The sequence below is a fragment of the Stenotrophomonas sp. BR163 genome, assembly GCF_047520985.2.
GTDB lineage: Bacteria > Pseudomonadota > Gammaproteobacteria > Xanthomonadales > Xanthomonadaceae > Stenotrophomonas > Stenotrophomonas sepilia.
The window spans coordinates 143,285-162,505 of the sequence record NZ_JAXBRE020000001.1 but is presented as its reverse complement, the minus strand read 5'-3'; the positions used below and the strand labels follow the sequence as shown (position 1 = coordinate 162,505).

Annotated in this window: 18 protein-coding genes; 6 read left to right on the top strand and 12 right to left on the bottom strand. The window is 65.5% G+C overall.

The features are described from left to right. Positions 1-6: 6 nt before the first annotated feature. The 3 genes from ACM0PY_RS00750 to purB form a co-directional block, all read right to left on the bottom strand. Positions 7-1,419: a ribosomal protein uL16 3-hydroxylase gene (locus ACM0PY_RS00750; RefSeq protein WP_072168348.1), complete on the bottom strand. Its 1,413-nt coding sequence runs from the start codon at positions 1,417-1,419 to the stop codon at positions 7-9. 530 nt (positions 1,420-1,949) lie between these two features. Further along, positions 1,950-2,615, bottom strand: a complete 666-nt coding sequence (locus tag ACM0PY_RS00745; RefSeq protein ID WP_180883882.1) for a T6SS immunity protein Tdi1 domain-containing protein — start codon at positions 2,613-2,615, stop codon at positions 1,950-1,952. A 461-nt stretch (positions 2,616-3,076) separates the two neighbouring features. Next, positions 3,077-4,444: an adenylosuccinate lyase gene (purB, locus tag ACM0PY_RS00740; RefSeq protein WP_134971524.1), complete on the bottom strand. Its 1,368-nt coding sequence runs from the start codon at positions 4,442-4,444 to the stop codon at positions 3,077-3,079. 293 nt (positions 4,445-4,737) lie between these two features. On the opposite strand from purB, the gene ACM0PY_RS00735 reads away from it, so the two are divergent. After that, positions 4,738-6,165: a class II fumarate hydratase gene (locus ACM0PY_RS00735; protein ID WP_134971522.1), complete on the top strand. Its 1,428-nt coding sequence runs from the start codon at positions 4,738-4,740 to the stop codon at positions 6,163-6,165. A 108-nt stretch (positions 6,166-6,273) separates the two neighbouring features. Here the strand turns inward: ACM0PY_RS00735 and ACM0PY_RS00730 are convergent, their stop codons facing one another. From ACM0PY_RS00730 to ACM0PY_RS00700, 7 genes are all read right to left on the bottom strand, one after another. Next, a complete protein-coding gene (locus ACM0PY_RS00730) occupies positions 6,274-6,699 on the bottom strand; it encodes a hypothetical protein (RefSeq protein ID WP_111201382.1) in 426 nt (141 codons plus the stop codon). A 106-nt stretch (positions 6,700-6,805) separates the two neighbouring features. After that, a complete protein-coding gene (locus ACM0PY_RS00725; protein WP_072168171.1) occupies positions 6,806-7,411 on the bottom strand; it encodes a YggN family protein in 606 nt (201 codons plus the stop codon). 28 nt (positions 7,412-7,439) lie between these two features. Beyond that, on the bottom strand, positions 7,440-8,327 hold the full coding sequence (locus ACM0PY_RS00720) for a DUF4097 family beta strand repeat-containing protein (protein ID WP_134971520.1): 888 nt from the start codon (positions 8,325-8,327) through the stop codon (positions 7,440-7,442). Positions 8,328-8,352: 25 nt separating this feature from the next. Beyond that, positions 8,353-9,381, bottom strand: coding sequence for an ABC-2 transporter permease (locus tag ACM0PY_RS00715; RefSeq protein ID WP_111201383.1), 1,029 nt, complete (start codon positions 9,379-9,381; stop codon positions 8,353-8,355). Further along, positions 9,378-10,253 carry an ABC transporter ATP-binding protein gene (locus tag ACM0PY_RS00710; protein ID WP_005417484.1) on the bottom strand — a complete coding sequence of 292 codons (876 nt, stop codon included), beginning with the start codon at positions 10,251-10,253 and terminating at the stop codon, positions 9,378-9,380. The genes ACM0PY_RS00715 and ACM0PY_RS00710 overlap by 4 nt, the downstream gene beginning before the upstream one ends. Next, positions 10,253-10,612: a GntR family transcriptional regulator gene (locus ACM0PY_RS00705; RefSeq protein WP_005417481.1), complete on the bottom strand. Its 360-nt coding sequence runs from the start codon at positions 10,610-10,612 to the stop codon at positions 10,253-10,255. The genes ACM0PY_RS00710 and ACM0PY_RS00705 overlap by 1 nt, the downstream gene beginning before the upstream one ends. Before the next feature lie 2 nt (positions 10,613-10,614). After that, entirely contained in the window at positions 10,615-10,851 is a 237-nt protein-coding gene (locus ACM0PY_RS00700) for a hypothetical protein (protein ID WP_072168169.1), read from the bottom strand. Positions 10,852-11,217: 366 nt separating this feature from the next. Between ACM0PY_RS00700 and ACM0PY_RS00695 the strand changes: the two genes are divergently transcribed. The 5 genes from ACM0PY_RS00695 (at position 11,218) to ACM0PY_RS00675 (ending at position 15,178) form a co-directional block, all read left to right on the top strand. Further along, positions 11,218-11,805 carry a glutathione peroxidase gene (locus tag ACM0PY_RS00695; RefSeq protein ID WP_061480095.1) on the top strand — a complete coding sequence of 196 codons (588 nt, stop codon included), beginning with the start codon at positions 11,218-11,220 and terminating at the stop codon, positions 11,803-11,805. 96 nt (positions 11,806-11,901) lie between these two features. Continuing rightward, positions 11,902-12,879, top strand: a complete 978-nt coding sequence (locus tag ACM0PY_RS00690; protein WP_180883884.1) for an FKBP-type peptidyl-prolyl cis-trans isomerase — start codon at positions 11,902-11,904, stop codon at positions 12,877-12,879. A gap of 23 nt (positions 12,880-12,902) precedes the next feature. Beyond that, complete coding sequence (locus ACM0PY_RS00685; RefSeq protein ID WP_180883886.1) at positions 12,903-14,252, top strand: UDP-glucose dehydrogenase family protein; 1,350 nt, start codon at positions 12,903-12,905, stop codon at positions 14,250-14,252. Further along, on the top strand, positions 14,245-14,487 hold the full coding sequence (locus ACM0PY_RS00680; protein WP_005410256.1) for a SlyX family protein: 243 nt from the start codon (positions 14,245-14,247) through the stop codon (positions 14,485-14,487). Before ACM0PY_RS00685 ends, ACM0PY_RS00680 begins: the two co-directional genes overlap by 8 nt. A gap of 10 nt (positions 14,488-14,497) precedes the next feature. Then, the gene (locus ACM0PY_RS00675; RefSeq protein ID WP_111201572.1) at positions 14,498-15,178 is read left to right on the top strand and encodes a DUF2058 domain-containing protein; all 681 of its coding nucleotides are present in this window, start codon (positions 14,498-14,500) and stop codon (positions 15,176-15,178) included. A gap of 48 nt (positions 15,179-15,226) precedes the next feature. Here ACM0PY_RS00675 and ACM0PY_RS00670 read toward each other — a convergent pair whose 3' ends face one another. Both ACM0PY_RS00670 and metH read right to left on the bottom strand, forming a co-directional pair. After that, positions 15,227-16,414: an MFS transporter gene (locus ACM0PY_RS00670; RefSeq protein WP_134971516.1), complete on the bottom strand. Its 1,188-nt coding sequence runs from the start codon at positions 16,412-16,414 to the stop codon at positions 15,227-15,229. An 85-nt stretch (positions 16,415-16,499) separates the two neighbouring features. Next, positions 16,500-19,184 carry a methionine synthase gene (gene metH, locus ACM0PY_RS00665; protein WP_180895418.1) on the bottom strand — a complete coding sequence of 895 codons (2,685 nt, stop codon included), beginning with the start codon at positions 19,182-19,184 and terminating at the stop codon, positions 16,500-16,502. Between the last annotated feature and the right edge of the window lie 37 nt (positions 19,185-19,221).

Here is a 19,221-nt window from a genome sequence, read left to right as displayed (position 1 = left end):
GAGGGCTCAGGCCCGGCCCGTGCTGTCGTCTTCGTCGTCGTCCTCGAAGTTGACGATGACCTCGATACCGTCGTCGTGCACGGTCACGGAGTGGACATCGTCGGACACCGCGTCGGCGTCGATCGCGTCGACGCGGTCACGGCCTTCGACCACTTCGCCGAGGACCACGGCGTCTTCGCCGTCGTCCTCGTCTTCAGCGTCATACATTTCGCTGGGATCGATCAGCTGGAACACGCCGCCGACCAGCAGCTGCTGGAGCACGGCCCGGCCCTTGTCGGACAGGCCGCGATAGGCGGCGGCGTCGAGCTGCTCGGCGCCGGCCAGGCGCTGGGCGTCCTTCACCGGCAGCGCGAAGTCCTGGCCGCTGACGTACAGGCTGGCGCCGCGCTTGGCCCGGCGCCAGGCCAGGCGTGCCCACGGGTGGCGCTGCAGCAGCAGGCCGGAGGCCAGTGCCTGGACCACTTCCTCCGGAGCCGGCGCGGCCTGGTGGGCCATCACTTCGCCGGCGGCGCGGTAGGTGGTGATGAAGCGACCGAACCAGTCACCCAGCTTGTCCGGGTCGTTCATGCGGATGGCGTTGAGCGCGGTGATCACCCGCGCCATCGCCACCGTGTCGATTTCGTTCGGGTCGGCTGGCACCTTGAGGTCGGCATCCTGGTAACGGATGTTCTCGTCGGCATCGGCGATCAGGGTGTCGAGGTAGTCGCTGATCAGTTCGGCCGAGGACGGTGCGCGCATGCCGAAGGAGAACGTCAGGCAGGGATCCTCGGCGACGCCGTGGTGCGGCACGTTCGGCGGCAGGTACAGCATGTCGCCCGGCGCCAGCACCCAGTCGTGGGTCGGCTTGAATACCTTCAGCAGCTTCAGTTCCACGTCCGGGCGGAAGCCCAGCGGTGGCTGCTTGCCCTTGATCGATTCGCTGGCGTCGATCTGCCAGCGGCGGTGGCCGTGGGCCTGCAGCAGGAACACGTCGTACTGGTCGACATGGGCGCCGACCGAGCCGCCGGTGGCGGCGAAGCTGATCATCACGTCATCCATGCGCCAACGCGGCAGGAAGCTGAAGTGCTCGATCAGGGCGCGCACGTCCGGATCCCACTTGTCCACGTCCTGCACCAGCAGGGTCCAGTCGTGGTCGGGCAGGGCGGGGAACACGTCTTCCTGGAACGGGCCGGTGCGCACGCGCCAGCCGTCCCGGGTCTTGTCGTGCTCGATCAGGCGCGCCAGCACGCCTTCCTCGCAGGCCAGCCCGGCCAGGTCTTCCGGCTGCACCGGGGTCTGGAAGTTGGGGAAGGCGTTGCGGATCAGCAGCGGGCGTTTCTGCCAGAAGTCGCGCAGGAAGGTGGCCGGCGCCATGCCCAGCGGCTGGCCGGGGCGGGCGGTGACTTCGATGAGGGGGGCGGAGGACTTGCGGGCGGCCATGGGGGGGAATCCTTGCAGCGGAAAGCGGGAGGGGCGGCGTGGCGGGCCGCCAAGGAGTCCATTGTCCGCCGTTCGTGGGGATTGCGCACGTGCGGTGGTTTGTCGCGGGGTTCCGGCCAACGGCGGAGCCCCTCGTGGCGACATCTTGGTAGGGTCGACTGTTAGTCGACCGGCTTCATGGGCTTGGCCGGGCGGGTGGGCTGCGCGGGGGACGCTGCAAGTACGTCCATGTAAGCTCGATCGCCGCATCCATGCGGCTCACGCCCCCGCGCAGCCCACCCGCCCGGCCCCTGACAGTTTCCTGCGCGGCCCGCCACGGAATTGAAGAAGAAAATCAAAGGCAACAGCGGGTCGCGCGCTGCGCTTGCTCGTGTAGAGCCGAGCCCACGCTCGGCTGCTTTTGCCATTGCGAAAAGCAGCCCGGCGTAGGCTTAGGGCTACAGGATCAGACACAGGTCGCAGAAACTACCAGGAAGTATCAAGACCGGGAGGAGATCTGTAGTTGTCGATCTGAAGATCGCCGTGTGATTTCAACTGAATGATCTGACAAGCGCCCGGGTTCCATACGATGAATACTCGTATAAGGAGAAGTCCTGTGTCTGGCACAGGATCCCTAAATGCTCAATGGCCTCGACCTTCTTCAGATTCTCGATGGTGTTCTCCCCACCCAGTGAAAGCAGTGGCTGGAATCCATAGCATTCACCGATCTCTAAGGGCCCAAGCTTCTTCCGTGCTCTGGAGAATAGCCGTCTGTCATCTTTGTCGTAAGCATCGATATCCTCTGCGTCGAGCATAAATGGGATCTCGATGGCATGTTCAAGATGCATTCCGGCATCTGTATCTCGTGCAGATCTCTCACACATCACTGAGCTATGCATAAGTTCTATCTCTCCGATGCCGAAGACTTCGTGATAGAAGAAAATATTGCCGAACGCACTATGGCAAAACGCATGGCAATTCGTACTGTTGAATTGCTCGTCGCGGTCGAACACTGCATCCAGAATGCCTTCGAAACTCCTGGGGTGGCATGTCTGGAGCTGGCCTTGCAGTGTGAAGAAAAAGCCCAGCTTAGCGAAGAGTTCGCGGAGTTGATCAGGAAGGGATGTTGGAAGTGAATTCCACTCGTCGCGGGTGAGCGAGCGACACAGCTTTGGGTGTCCATGCTCGTTGACGATGTAGTCAATTAGTTTACTCATTTCTGATCTGCAGTTTGGCCTTCGAATCTGCGGCGCGAATACGTCATCTGCCGGACTTGTTGATGGTCGAACGTATCAGGCAATACCGACGTTGGCCGGTTTTCAGAAACGGTCCCTCCGGCCTGCCTTGTCACGGTGTGCGGCATGAAATGAGGATGGGAGCCAGAAACGACAAAAGGGACGCGGCGAAGCCGCGTCCCTCTTTCAAATTCCGTCCCGACAACCCAACGCTCTTCGATCCGTCACCGGGAAACTGTCAGAGGTGGGGCGGGATGGGGTCGCGGGGGTGTCAGCCGCATGGATGCGGCTGCCAAGCCTCCACGGACGGATTCACGGCGTCCCCCGCGAACCCAACCCGCCCCGCCAAGCGCGACATAACCCAGAGCCGCCTTTGACGTTGCTGTTGCCGTTGCTGTTGCCTGCCGCAGGCAGCGCCCGCGGCCGCCGCCGCAAGGATCCCCTTAAATCTTCTTCGCCAGCGATTCCGCCAGACCGGTGTAGCTGCCCGGGGTCATCTCCAGCAGGCGCTGCTTGGCATCCGCCGGCAGCTCCAGCCCCTGCACGAACGCACGCATCGACTCGGCCGTGATGCCCTGGCCGCGGGTCAGCGCCTTCAGCTGCTCATACGGGTTCGGCAGGCCGTGGCGGCGCATCACCGTCTGCACGGCCTCGGCCAGCACTTCCCAGGCCGCGTCCAGATCGGCATCCAGGCGCTGCGGGTTCACTTCCAGCTTGCCCAGGCCCTTGGCCAGCGAATCCAGCGCCACCTGGCTGTGGCCGAACGCGGTGCCCAGTGCGCGCAGCACGGTGGAATCGGTCAGGTCACGCTGCCAGCGGCTGATCGGCAGCTTCGCGCTGAAGTGCTCGAACAGCGCGTTGGCGATGCCGAAATTGCCTTCCGCATTCTCGAAGTCGATCGGATTGACCTTGTGCGGCATCGTCGACGAGCCGACTTCGCCTTCCTTCAGGCGCTGCTTGAAGTAGCCCAGCGAGATGTAGCCCCAGATGTCGCGGGCCAGGTCGATCAGGATGATGTTGGCGCGGCGTGCGGCATCGCCGATCTCGGCCACGTTGTCGTGCGGCTCGATCTGCGTGGTGTACGGGTTGAATACCAGGCCCAGGCCGGTCACGAAGCGCTCGGCGAAGGCAGGCCAGTCCACGTCCGGGTAGCTGGCGATGTGGGCGTTGTAGTTGCCGACCGCACCGTTGATTTTGCCGGTCAGTTCGACCGCGGCGATCTGCCGGCGCTGGCGTTCCAGGCGAGCGACCACGTTGGCCAGTTCCTTGCCCAGGGTGGTCGGCGAGGCGGTCTGGCCGTGGGTGCGCGACAGCATCGGCTGGCCGGCCTGGGCGTGGGCCAGGCTGCGCAGGGTGCTGGCGATGCCGTCCAGGGTCGGCAGCAGCACTTCACGGCGGGCCTGTTCCAGCATCAGGCCGTAGCTGAGGTTGTTGATGTCTTCGCTGGTGCAAGCGAAATGCACGAATTCCAGCGCCGGGGCCAGCTCGGCGTCATCCTTCAGCTGTTCCTTGATGAAGTACTCCACCGCCTTGACGTCATGGTTGGTGGTGCGCTCGATCTCCTTCACGCGTGCAGCCTGGGCCGGGCTGAAGCGGGCGGCCAGCGCGCGCAGGCGGGTGACGGCGGCGTCGGAGAACGGGGCCAGCTCGATGATGCCCGGCTCGGCGGCCAGGGCCAGCAGCCATTCCACCTCGACCGTGATGCGGGCCTTGATCAGGCCGTACTCGGAGAAGATCGGGCGCAGGGCGTCGACCTTGCCGGCATAGCGGCCATCGAGCGGGGACAGGGCGAGCAGGGCGGAATCGGACATGTCGGCAGGGTTGGGACGAGCGGCGGGGGCCATATTCTACGACGTGCCGGTCAGCGAGTGCCGGTCGCGGCCCGGCAACCACGCCCGGCCCTCGATTGCATGGATTGCCGGCCAGCGGCCGGCACTACCCTTGCGCGCGCAGAACGGCCGTGCAGGTGGAACGATCTGGCCCGCCCTCGTCATCCCATGCTGCGGGCAAGGGAGTATTGTGGCCGCAGCCGCCAGCCCGGGAAGCGACACCCTGCCAGCCGCCGCTTCCCTTTCCCCAACTGAAGTAGTGCGGAGTTGATGCAATGAGCAAAGCTGCAAGCAAGGGTTTCAGAATCGAACACGACAGCATGGGCGAGCTGCAGGTGCCTGCGGACGCCCTGTGGGGCGCGCAGACCCAGCGTGCCGTGCAGAACTTCCCGGTGTCGGGCCAGCGCATGCCGCGCGGTTTCATCCGTGCCCTGGGCCTGGTCAAGGGCGCCGCCGCGGGCGTCAACGCGGAGCTGGGCCATCTGCCGAAGAACGTGGCCAAGGCCATCCAGACCGCTGCCGCCGAAGTGGCCGCCGGCAACTGGGATTCGCAGTTCCCGATCGATGTCTACCAGACCGGTTCGGGCACGTCGTCGAACATGAATGCCAATGAGGTCATCGCCACGCTGGCCAACCGTGCCGGCAAGGCGGGCAAGACCACTGTGCATCCCAATGACCACGTCAACCAGGGGCAGAGTTCCAACGACGTGATTCCGACCGCGCTGCGCGTGTCGGCGGTGCTGGCCACGCACGAACAGCTGCTGCCGGCGCTGGTGCACCTGCGCAAGACCCTCGACAAGAAGGGTCGCAGCCTGCGCAAGGTGGTCAAGACCGGCCGTACCCACCTGATGGACGCGATGCCACTGACCTTCGAGCAGGAGTTCGGTGCATGGTCGGCACAGCTGGCGTCGGCGCAGGAGCGCATCGAAGACAGCCTCAAGCGCGTGCGCCGCCTGCCGCTGGGTGGCACCGCCATCGGCACCGGCATCAACGCCGACCCGCGTTTTGGCGCGCAGGTGGCCAAGGCACTGAAGCAACAGACCGGTTTCAAGTTCGACAGCGCCGAGAACAAGTTCGAGGGCCTGGCCGCGCAGGATGATGCCGTGGAACTGTCGGGCCAGCTCAATGCACTGGCCGTGGCGCTGATCAAGATCGCCAATGATCTTCGCTGGATGAACGCCGGTCCGCTGGCCGGGCTGGGCGAGATCGAACTGCCGGCGCTGCAGCCGGGCAGCTCGATCATGCCGGGCAAGGTCAACCCGGTGATTCCGGAAGCGACCGTGATGGCCTGCGCGCAGGTGATCGGCCACCACACGGCAATCACCGTGGCCGGGCAGACCGGCAACTTCCAGCTCAACGTCACCCTGCCACTGATCGCGGTGAACCTGCTCGATGGCATCGGCCTGCTCGCGAATGTGTCGCGGCTGCTGGCCGACAGCGCGATCGCCGGGCTGAAGGTGCGCGAGGACCGCGTGGCCGAAGCGCTGGCGCGCAATCCGATCCTGGTCACGGCATTGAATCCGATCATCGGCTACGAGAAGGCCGCGGCCATTGCCAAGCGTGCCTACAAGGAACAGCGCCCGGTGCTGGACGTCGCGCTGGAGGACAGCGGACTGAAGGAGGCCGAGTTGCGGCGCCTGCTGGATCCGACCGCACTGACCGCAGGTGGCATCCAGGCTGGCGGTGGTGGCGCCGGCGGTTGATCTGCTGGCTGTACAGCCGAGCCCATGCTCGGCTCAGATTCCGGGCAGTAGCCGAGCATGGGCTCGGCTCTACAAAAGGAAACGCCGCCCTGGGGCGGCGTTTCTGCTTCAGCGACGGTCGGCGACGATGTTGCCGAACGTGTCGGTGTAATCCTTGAACTCGGGTATGCGCTGGATCAGGTCCGCCGGAATCACTTCCATGCCCTCCGGCGGCTGGATCTTCACCGGTTGCATGTTGGGATCGGCCGGGGCGGCGACCAGGGTGTTCTGGCGCAGCACCTGCAGCCTGCCGAACATCGTCTGCAGTATCTGCTTCTGCCCCTGGTCCAGCGGGATCTGGATCTCGTCCACCTTCATCGTGCCATCGCCGAGGATGATGATGTTCGGTGCCGGCGGGCGACGCACGGTCACCATGCCTTCGCTGACGGAAATCTTGGGCTTGCCGCGCTCGGCGCGGTGGTTGCGGTAATCCTTGTCACAGCCGACCAGGCCCAGGCAGAGCAGGGCGGCCAGCAGCAGGAACAACTTCTTCATGGCATTCGGTTCGGGGGCGTCCGGGGCCGCCATTGTAAGCCGGTCGGCACGCTACGGCCGGCAGCGGGGCGCCGCTGCCGGCCGGGTGCGCTGATCTGTCACAGGCCTAGCGCCGGACCACGGTGTCCTTGCCGCAGTCGTCGACGTCACTCTGGTCCATCGTTGCGTAGGGCTTGAACGCAGGCAGCTCGCGCGCCAGTGCCTGCTGGCTGGCCAGCATCGCCGGCATGCGGTTGCAGATGCGCTTGGCCTGGGCCTCGATCTTTTCGGCCTCGGCGTTGATCCGCTTCTCGATGCCTTCGCTGTCGCCGCTGAAAATGCCCTTCAGCGCTTCGCCGGCAGCGCTGGCGCCGAGCTTGGCGCCAGCCAGGCCGACATCCATGCCGTCCATTGCAATGGCGACGACGTGGCCGCGATATTCCAGCAGCCGTTGGCGCTGGGTTTCGTTGGCCGGCACGTCCTTGCCGTCGATCAGCAGGTGGCCATCCGGGGTGATCTCGGCACGCGGCTGCTTGTCGGCCGAGATCTTGATGTTGCCCTGGGTGATGTCCTTGCGGGCATCGTCCATGGCCTCCTTGACAGTCTGGCCGACCCCGCTGGTCGCGTCGGCCACGCTTTTGCCGACGGTGGTATCAGGCGTGGAGGACGTGCCGCCGCAGGCGATCAGCGGCAGGCACAGCAGGGTGGCAGGCAGCACGCGCAGCAGATTCATGGCAGTTTCCTCGATCGGTCCGTAGCGGTTACTTTTTACGGGGCAGGGTGACGGTGCCGCTGACGTTGCGGTGGCCGACATCGCCGCTGCCGCTGTGGTCGACGGTCAGGCTGCCGCGCACGCCATCGACCTGGATGTCCCCCGAGCCGTGACTGCGCACATGCACATTGCCGCCGATGTCGGACAGATCAACATCGCCCGAGCCGACCACACCGACCTCGACGTTGCCTTGCACGCGCTTGAACCCGATGTCGCCGGAACCGACCGTGTCCAGTCTTGCGTTGCCGCGGACATCGCTGATCTTCAGGTCACCCGAGCCGACAGTGCCGGTGACCGCATCGCCACCGATGTTGCGCACCTTGACGTCGCCGGAGCCCAGCGAGAGCAGGTTCAGCGAACTGCCGCCGTCAATGTCCAGGTCGCCCGAACCCACCGCTGCATGGATGCTGCCGCGGGTGCCACGCACGATGGCATCACCGGAGCCGACATCCACGCTCAGCGACTGCGCGTTGTCCACGCTGGCATCGCCGGAGCCGACCTTCAGCTGCAGGGGCAGGTTGTCCGGCACGCTGCCACGGATGTCCAGCCAGGCATAGCTGCTGCCCAGGCTGATGCCGCTGTCGCGGCCCTCGCGGCGCAGGCTGACGATCAGCTTGTCGCCCACCTTGCGCTGGTCCAGCACCAGCTGGTCCAGCCATTCCTGGCTGGAGGCGCAGGCGCGGCCATCGAGCTGGCCACCGCCCTTGCTGGCGACGACCTTCAGGTCGTGCTGGTTCACCTCGAGCACCACCGCCCTGGCACCGGCCACATCCAGCTTCAGCGCGCGAGCAGCGGTGAACTTGCAGTTCGGAGCATCGGCGGCCAGCGCCGACAGCGGCAACAGCAACAACGCAGAACAGGCGAGCAGGGAACGCATGGGTGGTGCCTCCGGGTGGATGGAATCAGATCTCGCCGGCGCGCTTGCGCAGACGGATGGCAAGGACGATGAACACGGCGCCGACGGCAGCACCGATCCACAGTTCCGGCATCGCCAGTGACTTCAGCTGCGAGGCCGGCGACATCAGGCTGACCACCGATTCGAGGTCGCGACGCGTGCCTTCCTCGGCGCTGAGGCGATACACCAGGTCCGTGCCCGGTACGCCGCCCAGCAGCAGTCGGCCAACGATGTTCTGCCAGAACCAGCCCGTGGTCAGGCCGATCAGCGGCATCACCTTGGTGGTGCTGACGATGACGCCTGCGAACAGCGGCAGCATCACCGCCCACAGGAACGGCTTGCTGCGGGCCCAGGCCGAGCACAGCAGCAACCAGCCGGCGGTGGGCAGGGCCCACAGGGCGTAGACCGGGATCCAGGCCAGGTGGCCGGCGGCCAGGGTCAGCGGGCTGGCCGGGCCCCAGATCAGGGTCATCGGGCTGCCGCCGTGCATCAGCGCGACGATGCTGATCACCAGCATGAAGCCGAACATGGTGATGATGCCGGCGATCACCGCGATCAGTGGGGCCACGATCAGTGCGCTGATCACCTTGGACAGCACGGTCTGGGTATCCGACAGCGGCAGTGACTTCCAGAACAGGATGCTGCGGTCGCGGCGGTCGTCGTACAGGGCACCCAGGCAGTAGAAAAACACCACGAAGGCCAGTACCAGGAACGGCCAGGCCGAGCTGAGCACCAGGGTCAGGTCGAGGCCGTTGCCAAGGTCAGCCAGGTCCTTGGCACTGATGTCGCGAGTCAGCAGGGCCAGGTCCAGGCCGTTGATGTTCACGTCTTCGCCGTCGATGTGCAGGCCACCTTCACGCGCGGCCCGGTGCAGGGCGAACAGGCCGAAGGCGATGCCGATGGTGCTCATCACCAGCGAGATCAGGCCGGCGATCAGCGGTGCATACAGGAAACCGCCACGGTTCTCCCAGTACTCGCGCTTGAGCAGCCAGCGCAGGGTGCCCATCGGGCTGACGGGGTGGTTGACGGCATTCATGCGTAGGTCCCCTTCATGATGGCGACGAACAGATCGGCCAGGCCCGGGCTGCGGGTCTCGCCAAGGGTGGAGAGCTGGGTGCGCGGCACGCCATCGAACAGCATCACGGTCTTGCCGAACGCCAGGCTGCGCTCGTCGATCGGCTTCAGCGCACGCGCGGTCTCCAGCTGGTCGGCGTTGACCAGCAGCTCGGTGTAGCGCTGGCCGACATCGTCCATGTCCGCGTCGAGCACGATGCGGCCATCACGGATGAACATGACGTCGCTGAGGATGTGCTCGATCTCTTCCACCTGATGGGTGGTGACGATGATGGTCTTCTGTTCGTCGAAATAGTCCTCCAGCAGGCGCTGGTAGAACTCCTTGCGATAGAGGATGTCCAGGCCGAGAGTGGGCTCGTCCAGGACCAGGATGCGGGCGTCGATGGCCATCACCAGCGCCAGGTGCAGCTGCACGATCATGCCCTTGGACAGTTCGCGCACGCGCTGCTTCGGTTGCAGCTTGGTATTGGCCAGGAAGCGCTCGCAGCGGGCGCGGTCGAAGCGCGGGTGGACGCCGGCGACGAAGTCGATCGCCTCGCGCACCTTCAGCCAGCGCGGCAGCACGGCGACGTCAGCGATGAAGCAGATGTCATTCATCAGCTCGTCGCGATGCAGTCGCGGATCGCGGCCGAGCACGCTCAGGTCGCCTTCCACCGAGGTGAGGCCGAGGATGGCCTTCAGTGCGGTGGTCTTGCCGGCGCCGTTGGGGCCGATCAGGCCGACGATGCGCCCGCTCGGAATGCTGAAGCTGGCGTTGTCGAGGGCTACCGTGGTCCTGTAGGCCTTGCGCAGGCCTCGCGCGGTGATGACTGGTTCGCTTGCAGTGCTGTTCATCAGACGTTCCCCTGGGGCAGCAATTCGTCGAGGCTCAGGCCCAGGCGCTGGATGCGCTCCAGCACCGCGGGCCATTCTTCGTTGAGGAAGCGCTCGCGCTCGCTGCTGCGCAGCTGCGTGGCCGCCTGCTCGGTCATGAACATGCCCAGGCCGCGGCGCTTCTCGACCAGGCCTTCATCGGCCAGTTCCTGGTAGGCGCGCGAAACGGTGATGGGGTTGAGTTGATAGTCGGCGGCCACCTGGCGCACCGAAGGCAGGGCATCACCCGGCTTCAGGATTCCGTCGAGCATCATGGCGATCACGCGCTCCTTCAATTGACGGTAGATGGGAGCGCCGTCGCTCCACTGGATGTCGCTCATATTCAGCTCCGTGGGGTCAGCGGCTGGGCGAACGAGAAATACGGCATGGACAGGGAGCTGTGCAGCCGACGCGGGGGAGAGGGGGAGGAAGCGGCGTTCCCGGCCGGTGCAGCGTTTGCATCCTGCGCACTGTCGGGAGAGGCGGGGGTGGTGGGCGTGGCCAGCCAGGCCAGCACGATCAGGGTCGAAACAGCAGCGGCCGCGGGGGCGGTGAGGTTGCGACGGATGCGGGCGTTCATGGCTTCCCCCTGTCTCAGGTGACTGGTGTTGTATGCAACTATAACACCGGCACGCCTGGGTGCAAGCCCCTGCCGTCCCCAACTGATGGCAGGGGTGGTCAAATTGCTGAAATATCCACTTATCCATTTGATTGGAAAGGGAAATAAATTTAATGTAGGGGCTGATCCAGTTCCGCCTGCCATTCAGTGTTGTCCATGCTATGTCATCACTGTGCCGTAGTTGGTAAGGCCAGCGGGAAGACGCCACGCCGCGCAAAGCCGCTGGCGTTTGCCGCAACAAGGGGGGGCGGGGGGCGGTGCTATAGTTCGGCCGATTCCCGGCCGCTACCGGCCGGCCCTGTGAATGGCTACCGCGGACTGCTCTCGATGCCCCTGCCGACCGTTATCCCGCGCCGCCTGCGCGGCCTGTCCCTGCTGACCCTGCTGGTGGCCGGCCTGGCCGGTTCCGCCCATGTGCTGGCGGCCGATCTGCTGGACCTGGAGTACCGCCCGCTCGCGAGCAAGCAGCAGGTCAACCTGCAGCAGCGCTACCACGGGCAGGTACTGCTGGTGGTCAATACCGCAAGCAAGTGCGGCTATACCCCTCAGTACGAAGGCCTGGAGGCGCTGCAGAAGCGTTATGCCGGCCGCGGCTTTGCCGTGCTCGGTTTCCCGTCCAACGATTTCAAGGGCCAGGAGCCCGGTGACGAAAAGCAGATCCAGGATTTCTGCACGCTCACCTACGGCGTCAGGTTCCCGATGTTCGAGAAGGTGCATGTCGTCGGTGCACAGGCCACGCCGCTGTACCAGAGGCTGACCGCGGCCACCGGCGTGGCGCCGGGCTGGAACTTCCACAAGTACCTGGTCGGCCGCGATGGCAAGGTCATTGCCCAGTTCGCCAGCAAGGTAACGCCGGACGATCCGCAGCTGACCGCCGCCATCGACAAGGCGCTGGCCGCAGCCGCCACGCATTGATATCCGGCACGGATGCCTCGACATCGACGGCATGCGTGCGACAATGTTTCTTTTCGCGCCGACGTCGGCGCCCAGACACTTCCAGGAATGCAGCGAATGAAGATGGGAATGCGCGGCGCCGCGGCGTCGGTTCTGATTCTGGCGATGGGCACTTCGGGTGTCGCTCTGTCGCAACAACCGGCTGCCCCCGCAGCCGCCAAGGAGACCGCAACCTTGAATTCCCCCAAGCAGAAGCTCGGCTACGCCATCGGCCTTGATGTCGCCAAGTCGTTCACCCCGATCGCCGATGAGATCGATGTGGCCGCGCTGCGCACTGCCGTGGAGCGTTCGTTCGAAGGCCTGCAGCCGCAGATCACCCAGGAGCAGGCCAAGGCCACCGATGCCGCGTTGCGCCAGGTGGTGATGGCCCGTAGTGGCCAGCAGGTGCCGGGCATGGCGCCGGGTTCGCAGCCGCCGAAGGTCGATCGCGTCAAAGTGTCGCAGATGATCGGTTCGTACTCGGTCGGCCCGTCGCTGGCACAGCTGAAGGACGACATTGATGTCGCCTCGCTGTTTGACGCGATCAGCACAGGCCTGAGCAAGGGCCAGCCGAAGATGACGGAAGCTGAGGCGACCGCCACCATCCAGGCCTTCATGGGCAGCAAGCAGGCCGAGATGCAGGCCAAGGCCGCCGCAGCCGCACAGACCAACCGCGAGGAAGGCAACGCGTTCCTGGCCAAGAACAAGACCCAGCCGGGCGTCGTCACCACCCCGTCGGGCCTGCAGTACCAGATCATCCGCCCGGGTAGCGGCGAGCGCCCGCTGCCGAGCAGCAAGGTGCGCGTGAACTACGAAGGCAAGCTGCTCAACGGCACCGTGTTTGACAGCTCCTATGGTCGCCAGCCGGCCGAGTTCGGCCTGGACCAGGTGATCAAGGGCTGGACCGAAGGCGTCGCGCTGATGCCGGTCGGGTCGAAGTACCGCTTCTGGATCCCGGGTGAGCTGGCTTACGGTGAGAACGGCACCCCGGGTGGCCCGATCGGCCCGAATGCGACTCTGACCTTCGACGTCGAGCTGCTGGGCGTCCTGCCGTAAGCGACCACGGAGCCTGCACGGACATGCGCGTTGCGATTTTCGGTACCGGTTATGTAGGGCTGGTGACCGGTACCTGCCTGGCCGACGTCGGCCACCAGGTGGTCTGCGTCGATATCGACCAGGCCAAGGTCGATGGCCTCAACCAGGGCATCATCCCGATCTATGAGCCGGGCCTGGAGCCGATGGTGAAGGCCAACCACGCCGCGTCGCGGCTGGCGTTCACCACCGATGCCGCGGCCGCGATCGGCCACGGCCAGGTCGTGTTCATCGCCGTCGGCACGCCGCCGGACGAGGATGGAAGCGCCGATCTGCAGTACGTGCTGGCTGTGGCCCGCACCATCGGCCGGCACATGAGCGTGCCGACCGTGGTGGTCAACAAGTCGACGGTGCCGGTGGGCACCGCCGACAAGGTGCGTGCCGCCATTGCCGCAGAGTTGGCGGCACGTGGCGCGGACATCGCCTTCGATGTGGTGTCCAACCCCGAATTCCTGAAGGAAGGCGACGCTGTCGCCGACTGCATGCGCCCGGATCGCATCATCATCGGCGCGACCAGCGCCGAGTCGGTGGCGGTGATGCGGCGCCTGTACGCACCGTTCAACCGCAACCACGACCGCGTGGTGGAAATGGACGTACGTTCGGCGGAGCTGACCAAGTACGCCGCCAACGCGATGCTGGCGACCAAGATCTCGTTCATGAACGAAATCGCCAACATCGCCGAACGTGTCGGCGCCGATGTCGAGCAGGTCCGCCAGGGCATCGGCTCGGATCCGCGCATCGGCTGGCATTTCATCTACCCGGGCGCCGGTTACGGCGGCTCGTGCTTCCCCAAGGATGTGCAGGCGCTGGCCCGCACCGCGCAGCAGGCCGGCCTGGAGCCGAAGCTGCTGAACGCCGTGGAAGCGGTCAACGATGCGCAGAAGGGCCATCTGTTCGCCCTCATCCAGCGTCATTACGACAAGGGTGAAGACGAAGGTGTGCGTGGCAAGACCTTTGCCGTGTGGGGCCTGGCGTTCAAGCCGAACACCGATGACATGCGCGAAGCTTCCAGCCGTCGCCTGCTGGCGCAGCTGTGGGAAGGCGGCGCGACGGTGCGTGCCTACGATCCGGAAGCGATGCACGAGTCGCAGCGCATCTTCGGCGAGCGTGATGATCTGGTGTTCTGCAGCAGTGCCGACGAGGCGCTGCAGGGTGCCGATGCACTGGTCGTGGTGACCGAGTGGAAGCAGTTCCGCAGCCCTGATTTCCAGACGCTGCGCGAGCAGTTGAAGGACGCGGTGGTGTTCGACGGCCGCAACCTGTACGAGCCGGCGGATGTGGAAGCGGCGGGCCTGGCGTACTACGGCATCGGCCGGGGGCGCTCGCTGCATGTCTGATCTGCTGCCAACCGAACGCGAGCAGGCGCTGGAAGCGCGCCTGGTCGAACTGGAAATGCGCGTGTCCTTCCAGGAACAGGCGCTGGCCGAACTGAGCGATGCGCTGGCCGATGCCCGCATGCAGGGCATGCGCAACGCCGACGTGCTGCGCGTGCTGCTGGAAGACCTGGGCAAGGTCCGCAACGCGCTGAATTCTTCCGATCCGGCGAGCGAACCGCCGCCGCCGCACTACTGATCCGAATCCTATGAGCGATACCCTCCGCGACCAGCTGATGGGCCTGGGCTTCAAGCCCGCGCCCAAGCCCGAGCGCAAGAATGATGGCCCCCGCCGTGACGGTCGCCCGCAGGGCAAGGGTGGCAACGGCAATGGAAAGCCGCAGGGCGCTGGCAAGGGCGAGCACAAGCCCGGCGAGCGTCGTGGGCATGGCCACGGTCGCCCGGGCAAGCCCGGCCAGTCGCGTGGCCCGGGCCAGCAGGGCCCGCGCACGCCGCGCAGCGCCGAAGAGATGGATCTGGCCAAGGCCTATGCCATCCGCGCGCAACGCGAAAAGGAAGAGCGCATCGAGGCCGAGCGTCTGAAACAGGAAGAGGCGCGCGTACGCCGCGAGGCCAAGGCCAAGCTGGAAGAACTGCTGAAGGACAAGAGCCTGAACTCGGAAGCGGCCGACATCGCCCGCCACTTCCCGTATGGCGGCAAGATCAAGCGCATCTATGTGACCGCCGAACAGCTGACCGCGCTCAATGCCGGCGAGCTTGGAGTGGTCCAGCTCAACGGGCGCTACCTGCTGGTGACCGCTGAAGTGCTGGCGCAGTCTGAGGCGGTGTTCGCCCCGTCGGTGGCGCTGAAGGTCGATCCGAATGCGCCGGCCGAGGAAGATCCGTACGCGGACCCGCAATACCAGGTGCCGGACGACCTGGTCTGGTAACTGCATCTGCCGCGTGATGAAAACGCCGGGCATTGGCCGGCGTTTTCGTTACCGGGTGCACGCAGTGCTGCGCCGCGCACGGATCAGCGGCAGGCTCAGCGCGAAGAAACAGAGCAGGGCGCCAATCAAGGCGAAGCCGCTGCCGGCCAGGAACGCGGTGCGGCCGTCGTCGATCTTCCACAGTTGGCCGGCAATGAGCGCGCCCAGCACACCGCCGACACCCGACGAGAATCCATAGAGCAGTCCCTGGCCGTGGCCATTGAGACGACCGGGGAAGTAGGTCGCCAGCATCTGCATCGCTGCAGCGAAGAACGCGGCAAAGCCCAGCGCGTGCGCGGTCTGCGCCAGCAGCATCACCGGCAGGTTCTCCGGGAACAGTGCGGTCACGGCCCAGCGCAGGCAGGAACTGACCAGTGCGATCAGCAGCATCCAGCTGGCGTCGTAGCGGCGGAAGAAGCGGCCGATGGTGAAGAACACGCCCACTTCGAAGACCACGCCGATGGTCCACAGCAGGCCGAGGGTGGTGGTGCGGTAACCGTGGTGGTCCATGTAGACCGAAAAGAACGTGTAGTACGGGCCGAACGACAGCTGTTCCATGAAGGCGGCCAGGAAGAACGCCAGCACTGGCGGTCGGCGCACGATCTGCCAGAAGCCGCTTGCGTCACCCGCCGTCCTGCCGATGTCGCGCGCGTAGTGATTGCTGAAGGCCGAGGCAACCAGCAGCACGAACAGGGGCAGCATCATCCACGGCAACAATCCGGCGTGGTTGCCGGCGCCATCGCCTTCGATCAGCCAGCCGAACAGGGTGACCACGGCGATGAAACCGAGCGAGCCCCAGACCCGGATCAACCCGTAGCGATGGCTGTCGTTGCCCAGGTGGGTGAGGGTGATCGACTCGAACTGCGGCATCACCGCGTTGTAGAAGAAGCAGAACACGATCATCGCCGGGTACATCCACGGCTGCGGCAGTGGCAGCAGGAAGGCGGCGAAGCTGAGCAGGGTCAGCACGCAGCCGACGCGCAGCAGGCGGATCGGTCGCGGTGATGCGGCCGCCAGCGAGGTCCAGGTACTGGGTGCGATCACGCGGGTGGCGTACCACAGGCCCATCATCACGCTGATCGCGGTCACGCTCATCCCGCGCGCGGTCAGGAACAGGCTCCAGTACGGCGTGAACGCGCCGAGCGCCGCGTAGTAGAACAGGTAGAAACTTGAGAGGCGGGCAACGGGAACGGTCATCGCCGAATGATGAAGCAAAAAGGGGACGGAGGGGATTAAGTCGCTAATGCACAAACGACTTAATCCCCTCCGTCCCCTTTTTGTGTCATTCGGGGTCGTAGTCGAGGTTGGAGGCCAGCCAGCGTTCGGCCTGGGCGCGGTCCACGCCCTTGCGCCGGGCATAGTCGGTGACCTGTTCGCGGCTGAGCCGCCCGACCACGAAGTACTGGCTCTGCGGATGGCTGAAGTAGTAGCCCGAGACAGCGGCCGTGGGCAGCATCGCGAAGCTCTCGGTCAATTCCATGCCCGCGTTCTTCTCAGCCTGCAGCAGGTCGAACAGGCGGCGTTTCTCGCTGTGCTCGGGGCAGGCCGGGTAGCCCGGGGCCGGACGGATGCCGCGGTACTGCTCGTCGATCAGGGCCTCGTTGTCCAGCGTCTCGGCGCGGTCGTAGCCCCAGAATTGGGTACGCACCCGCTGGTGCAGGCGCTCGGCCAGCGCCTCGGCGAAGCGGTCGGCCAGTGCTTTCAGCAGGATCGCGTTGTAATCGTCATGCTCGGCCTCGAAGCGCGCGACGTGGGCGTCGATGCCGATGCCGGCGGTGACAGCGAACGCGCCGATCCAGTCCTGCTTTCCGCTGTCGGCCGGTGCAATGAAATCGGCCAGGCAGAAATCCGGGCGTTCGGCTGGCTTGTCCACCTGCTGGCGCAGGAAGTGCAGGGTGGTTTCGCCCTGTGCGTGCTGCACGCGGACATCGTCGCCGATGCTGTTGGCCGGCCACAGGCCGAACACGGCCTTGGCCGTCAGCCACTTCTCGCCGACGATGCGCTCGAGCATCGCACGGGCATCCTTGTACAGCTCGCTGGCCTGGGTACCGACGATCGCGTCGGTGAGGATCGCCGGGAACTTGCCGGCCAGCTCCCAGGCCTGGAAGAACGGCGTCCAGTCGATGTAGTCGACCAGTTCGGCCAGGGGATAGTCGTCGAACACGTGCAGGCCGGGTTGATTCGGTGCCGGTGGCGTGTAACTGTCCCAGCCGCCCTGGAATTTCTGCCCGCGCGCATGTTCCAGCGTGACCAGGCGCTTGGCGTCGCCCCGGTTGCGGTGGCGCGCGCGGATTTCGGCATAGTCGGCTTCGTTGGCGGCAACGAAGGCCTCGCGCAGATCACGCGAGATCAGCGACTGCGCCACGCCAACCGCGCGCGATGCATCCTTCACCCACACCGTCGGCGCCTTGTAGTGCGGGTCGATCTTCAGCGCGGTATGCGCACGCGAAGTGGTCGCGCCCCCGATCAGCAGCGGCAGGTCGAAGCCCTGGCGCTCCATCTCGCGGGCGACGTGGCTCATCTCCTCCAGGGACGGGGTGATCAGCCCGGACAGGCCGATCAGGTCGGCGTTGTGCTCGCGGGCGGCATCGAGGATCGTCTGCGCCGGCACCATCACGCCGAGGTCGACCACGTCGAAGTTGTTGCAGGCCAGTACGACGCCGACGATGTTCTTGCCGATGTCATGCACATCGCCCTTCACCGTGGCCATGATGATCTTGCCGTTGCTCTTGGCGGTGTCACCGCTGCGCGCTTTTTCCGCTTCGATGTAAGGCAGCAGGTAGGCCACGGCCTTCTTCATCACGCGCGCGGATTTCACCACCTGTGGCAGGAACATCTTGCCGGCGCCGAACAGGTCGCCGACGATGTTCATGCCGTCCATAAGCGGTCCTTCGATCACGTCCAGCGGGCGGCTGGAGGCCTGCCGGGCCAGTTCGGTGTCTTCCTCGACGAAGGCATCCAGGCCGTGTACCAGGGCATGCGCCAATCGCTGTGCCACCGGCTTTTCGCGCCAGGCCAGGTCTTCGGTCTTCGCCGCGCCCTTCCTGCCCTTGTAGCGCTCGGCGATCTCCAGCAGGCGCTCGGTGGCATCGCTTCGGCGGTTGAGGATCACGTCCTCGACACGCTCGCGCAGGTCCGGCTCCAGTTCGTCGTAGATCGGCATCGCGCCGGCGTTGACGATGCCCATGTCCATGCCGGCGGCGATCGCGTGGTACAGGAACACCGAATGGATGGCCTGGCGCACGGTTTCGTTGCCGCGGAACGAAAACGAGACGTTGGAGACGCCGCCGGAGACATGGCAGTGCGGCAGGGTCTGCTTGATGATCCGGGTGGCTTCGATGAAGTCCACCGCGTAGTTGTCGTGCTCTTCGATGCCCGTAGCGACGGCGAAGATGTTCGGGTCGAAGATGATGTCCTGCGGCGGGAAGCCGATCTCGTCGACCAGGATGCGGTAGGCGCGTGTGCAGATCTCGACCTTGCGCGCACAGGTGTCTGCCTGCCCGGCCTCGTCGAACGCCATCACCACTGCCGCGGCGCCATAGCGCAGCACCTTGCGCGCGTGCTCGCGGAACAGCGCTTCGCCTTCCTTCAGCGAGATCGAGTTGACCACGCTCTTGCCCTGCAGGCATTTCAGGCCGGCCTCGATCACGCTCCACTTGGAGGAGTCGACCATCACCGGGATGCGCGCGATGTCCGGCTCGGACATGATCAGGTTGAGGTAGCGCGTCATCGCCGCTTCCGAATCGATCAGGCCCTCGTCCATGTTGACGTCGAGGATCTGGGCGCCGCTGGCCACCTGCTGGCGGGCCACGTCCACCGCCTCCTCGTAGCGGCCTTCCTTGATCAGCTTGCGGAACTGCGCGCTGCCGGTGACGTTGGTGCGTTCGCCGACATTGATGAACAGCAGGTCCGGGGTGATGACCAGAGGTTCCAGGCCGGACAGGCGGGTAGGGCGGACAGGCGTCATGGCAGGCGTCGGCTCAACAGCAATAGGGCGGGAAGTG

Bases quoted from the DNA above. Each gene is read 5' to 3' on its own strand.
- ACM0PY_RS00750 (WP_072168348.1), bottom strand. From the start codon at position 1,419: ATGGCCGCCCGCAAGTCCTCCGCCCCCCTCATCGAAGTCACCGCCCGC.
- ACM0PY_RS00745 (WP_180883882.1), bottom strand. From the start codon at position 2,615: ATGAGTAAACTAATTGACTACATCGTCAACGAGCATGGACACCCAAAG.
- purB (WP_134971524.1), bottom strand. From the start codon at position 4,444: ATGTCCGATTCCGCCCTGCTCGCCCTGTCCCCGCTCGATGGCCGCTAT.
- ACM0PY_RS00735 (WP_134971522.1), top strand. From the start codon at position 4,738: ATGAGCAAAGCTGCAAGCAAGGGTTTCAGAATCGAACACGACAGCATG.
- ACM0PY_RS00730 (WP_111201382.1), bottom strand. From the start codon at position 6,699: ATGAAGAAGTTGTTCCTGCTGCTGGCCGCCCTGCTCTGCCTGGGCCTG.
- ACM0PY_RS00725 (WP_072168171.1), bottom strand. From the start codon at position 7,411: ATGAATCTGCTGCGCGTGCTGCCTGCCACCCTGCTGTGCCTGCCGCTG.
- ACM0PY_RS00720 (WP_134971520.1), bottom strand. From the start codon at position 8,327: ATGCGTTCCCTGCTCGCCTGTTCTGCGTTGTTGCTGTTGCCGCTGTCG.
- ACM0PY_RS00715 (WP_111201383.1), bottom strand. From the start codon at position 9,381: ATGAATGCCGTCAACCACCCCGTCAGCCCGATGGGCACCCTGCGCTGG.
- ACM0PY_RS00710 (WP_005417484.1), bottom strand. From the start codon at position 10,253: ATGAACAGCACTGCAAGCGAACCAGTCATCACCGCGCGAGGCCTGCGC.
- ACM0PY_RS00705 (WP_005417481.1), bottom strand. From the start codon at position 10,612: ATGAGCGACATCCAGTGGAGCGACGGCGCTCCCATCTACCGTCAATTG.
- ACM0PY_RS00700 (WP_072168169.1), bottom strand. From the start codon at position 10,851: ATGAACGCCCGCATCCGTCGCAACCTCACCGCCCCCGCGGCCGCTGCT.
- ACM0PY_RS00695 (WP_061480095.1), top strand. From the start codon at position 11,218: ATGCCCCTGCCGACCGTTATCCCGCGCCGCCTGCGCGGCCTGTCCCTG.
- ACM0PY_RS00690 (WP_180883884.1), top strand. From the start codon at position 11,902: ATGAAGATGGGAATGCGCGGCGCCGCGGCGTCGGTTCTGATTCTGGCG.
- ACM0PY_RS00685 (WP_180883886.1), top strand. From the start codon at position 12,903: ATGCGCGTTGCGATTTTCGGTACCGGTTATGTAGGGCTGGTGACCGGT.
- ACM0PY_RS00680 (WP_005410256.1), top strand. From the start codon at position 14,245: ATGTCTGATCTGCTGCCAACCGAACGCGAGCAGGCGCTGGAAGCGCGC.
- ACM0PY_RS00675 (WP_111201572.1), top strand. From the start codon at position 14,498: ATGAGCGATACCCTCCGCGACCAGCTGATGGGCCTGGGCTTCAAGCCC.
- ACM0PY_RS00670 (WP_134971516.1), bottom strand. From the start codon at position 16,414: ATGACCGTTCCCGTTGCCCGCCTCTCAAGTTTCTACCTGTTCTACTAC.
- metH (WP_180895418.1), bottom strand. From the start codon at position 19,184: ATGACGCCTGTCCGCCCTACCCGCCTGTCCGGCCTGGAACCTCTGGTC.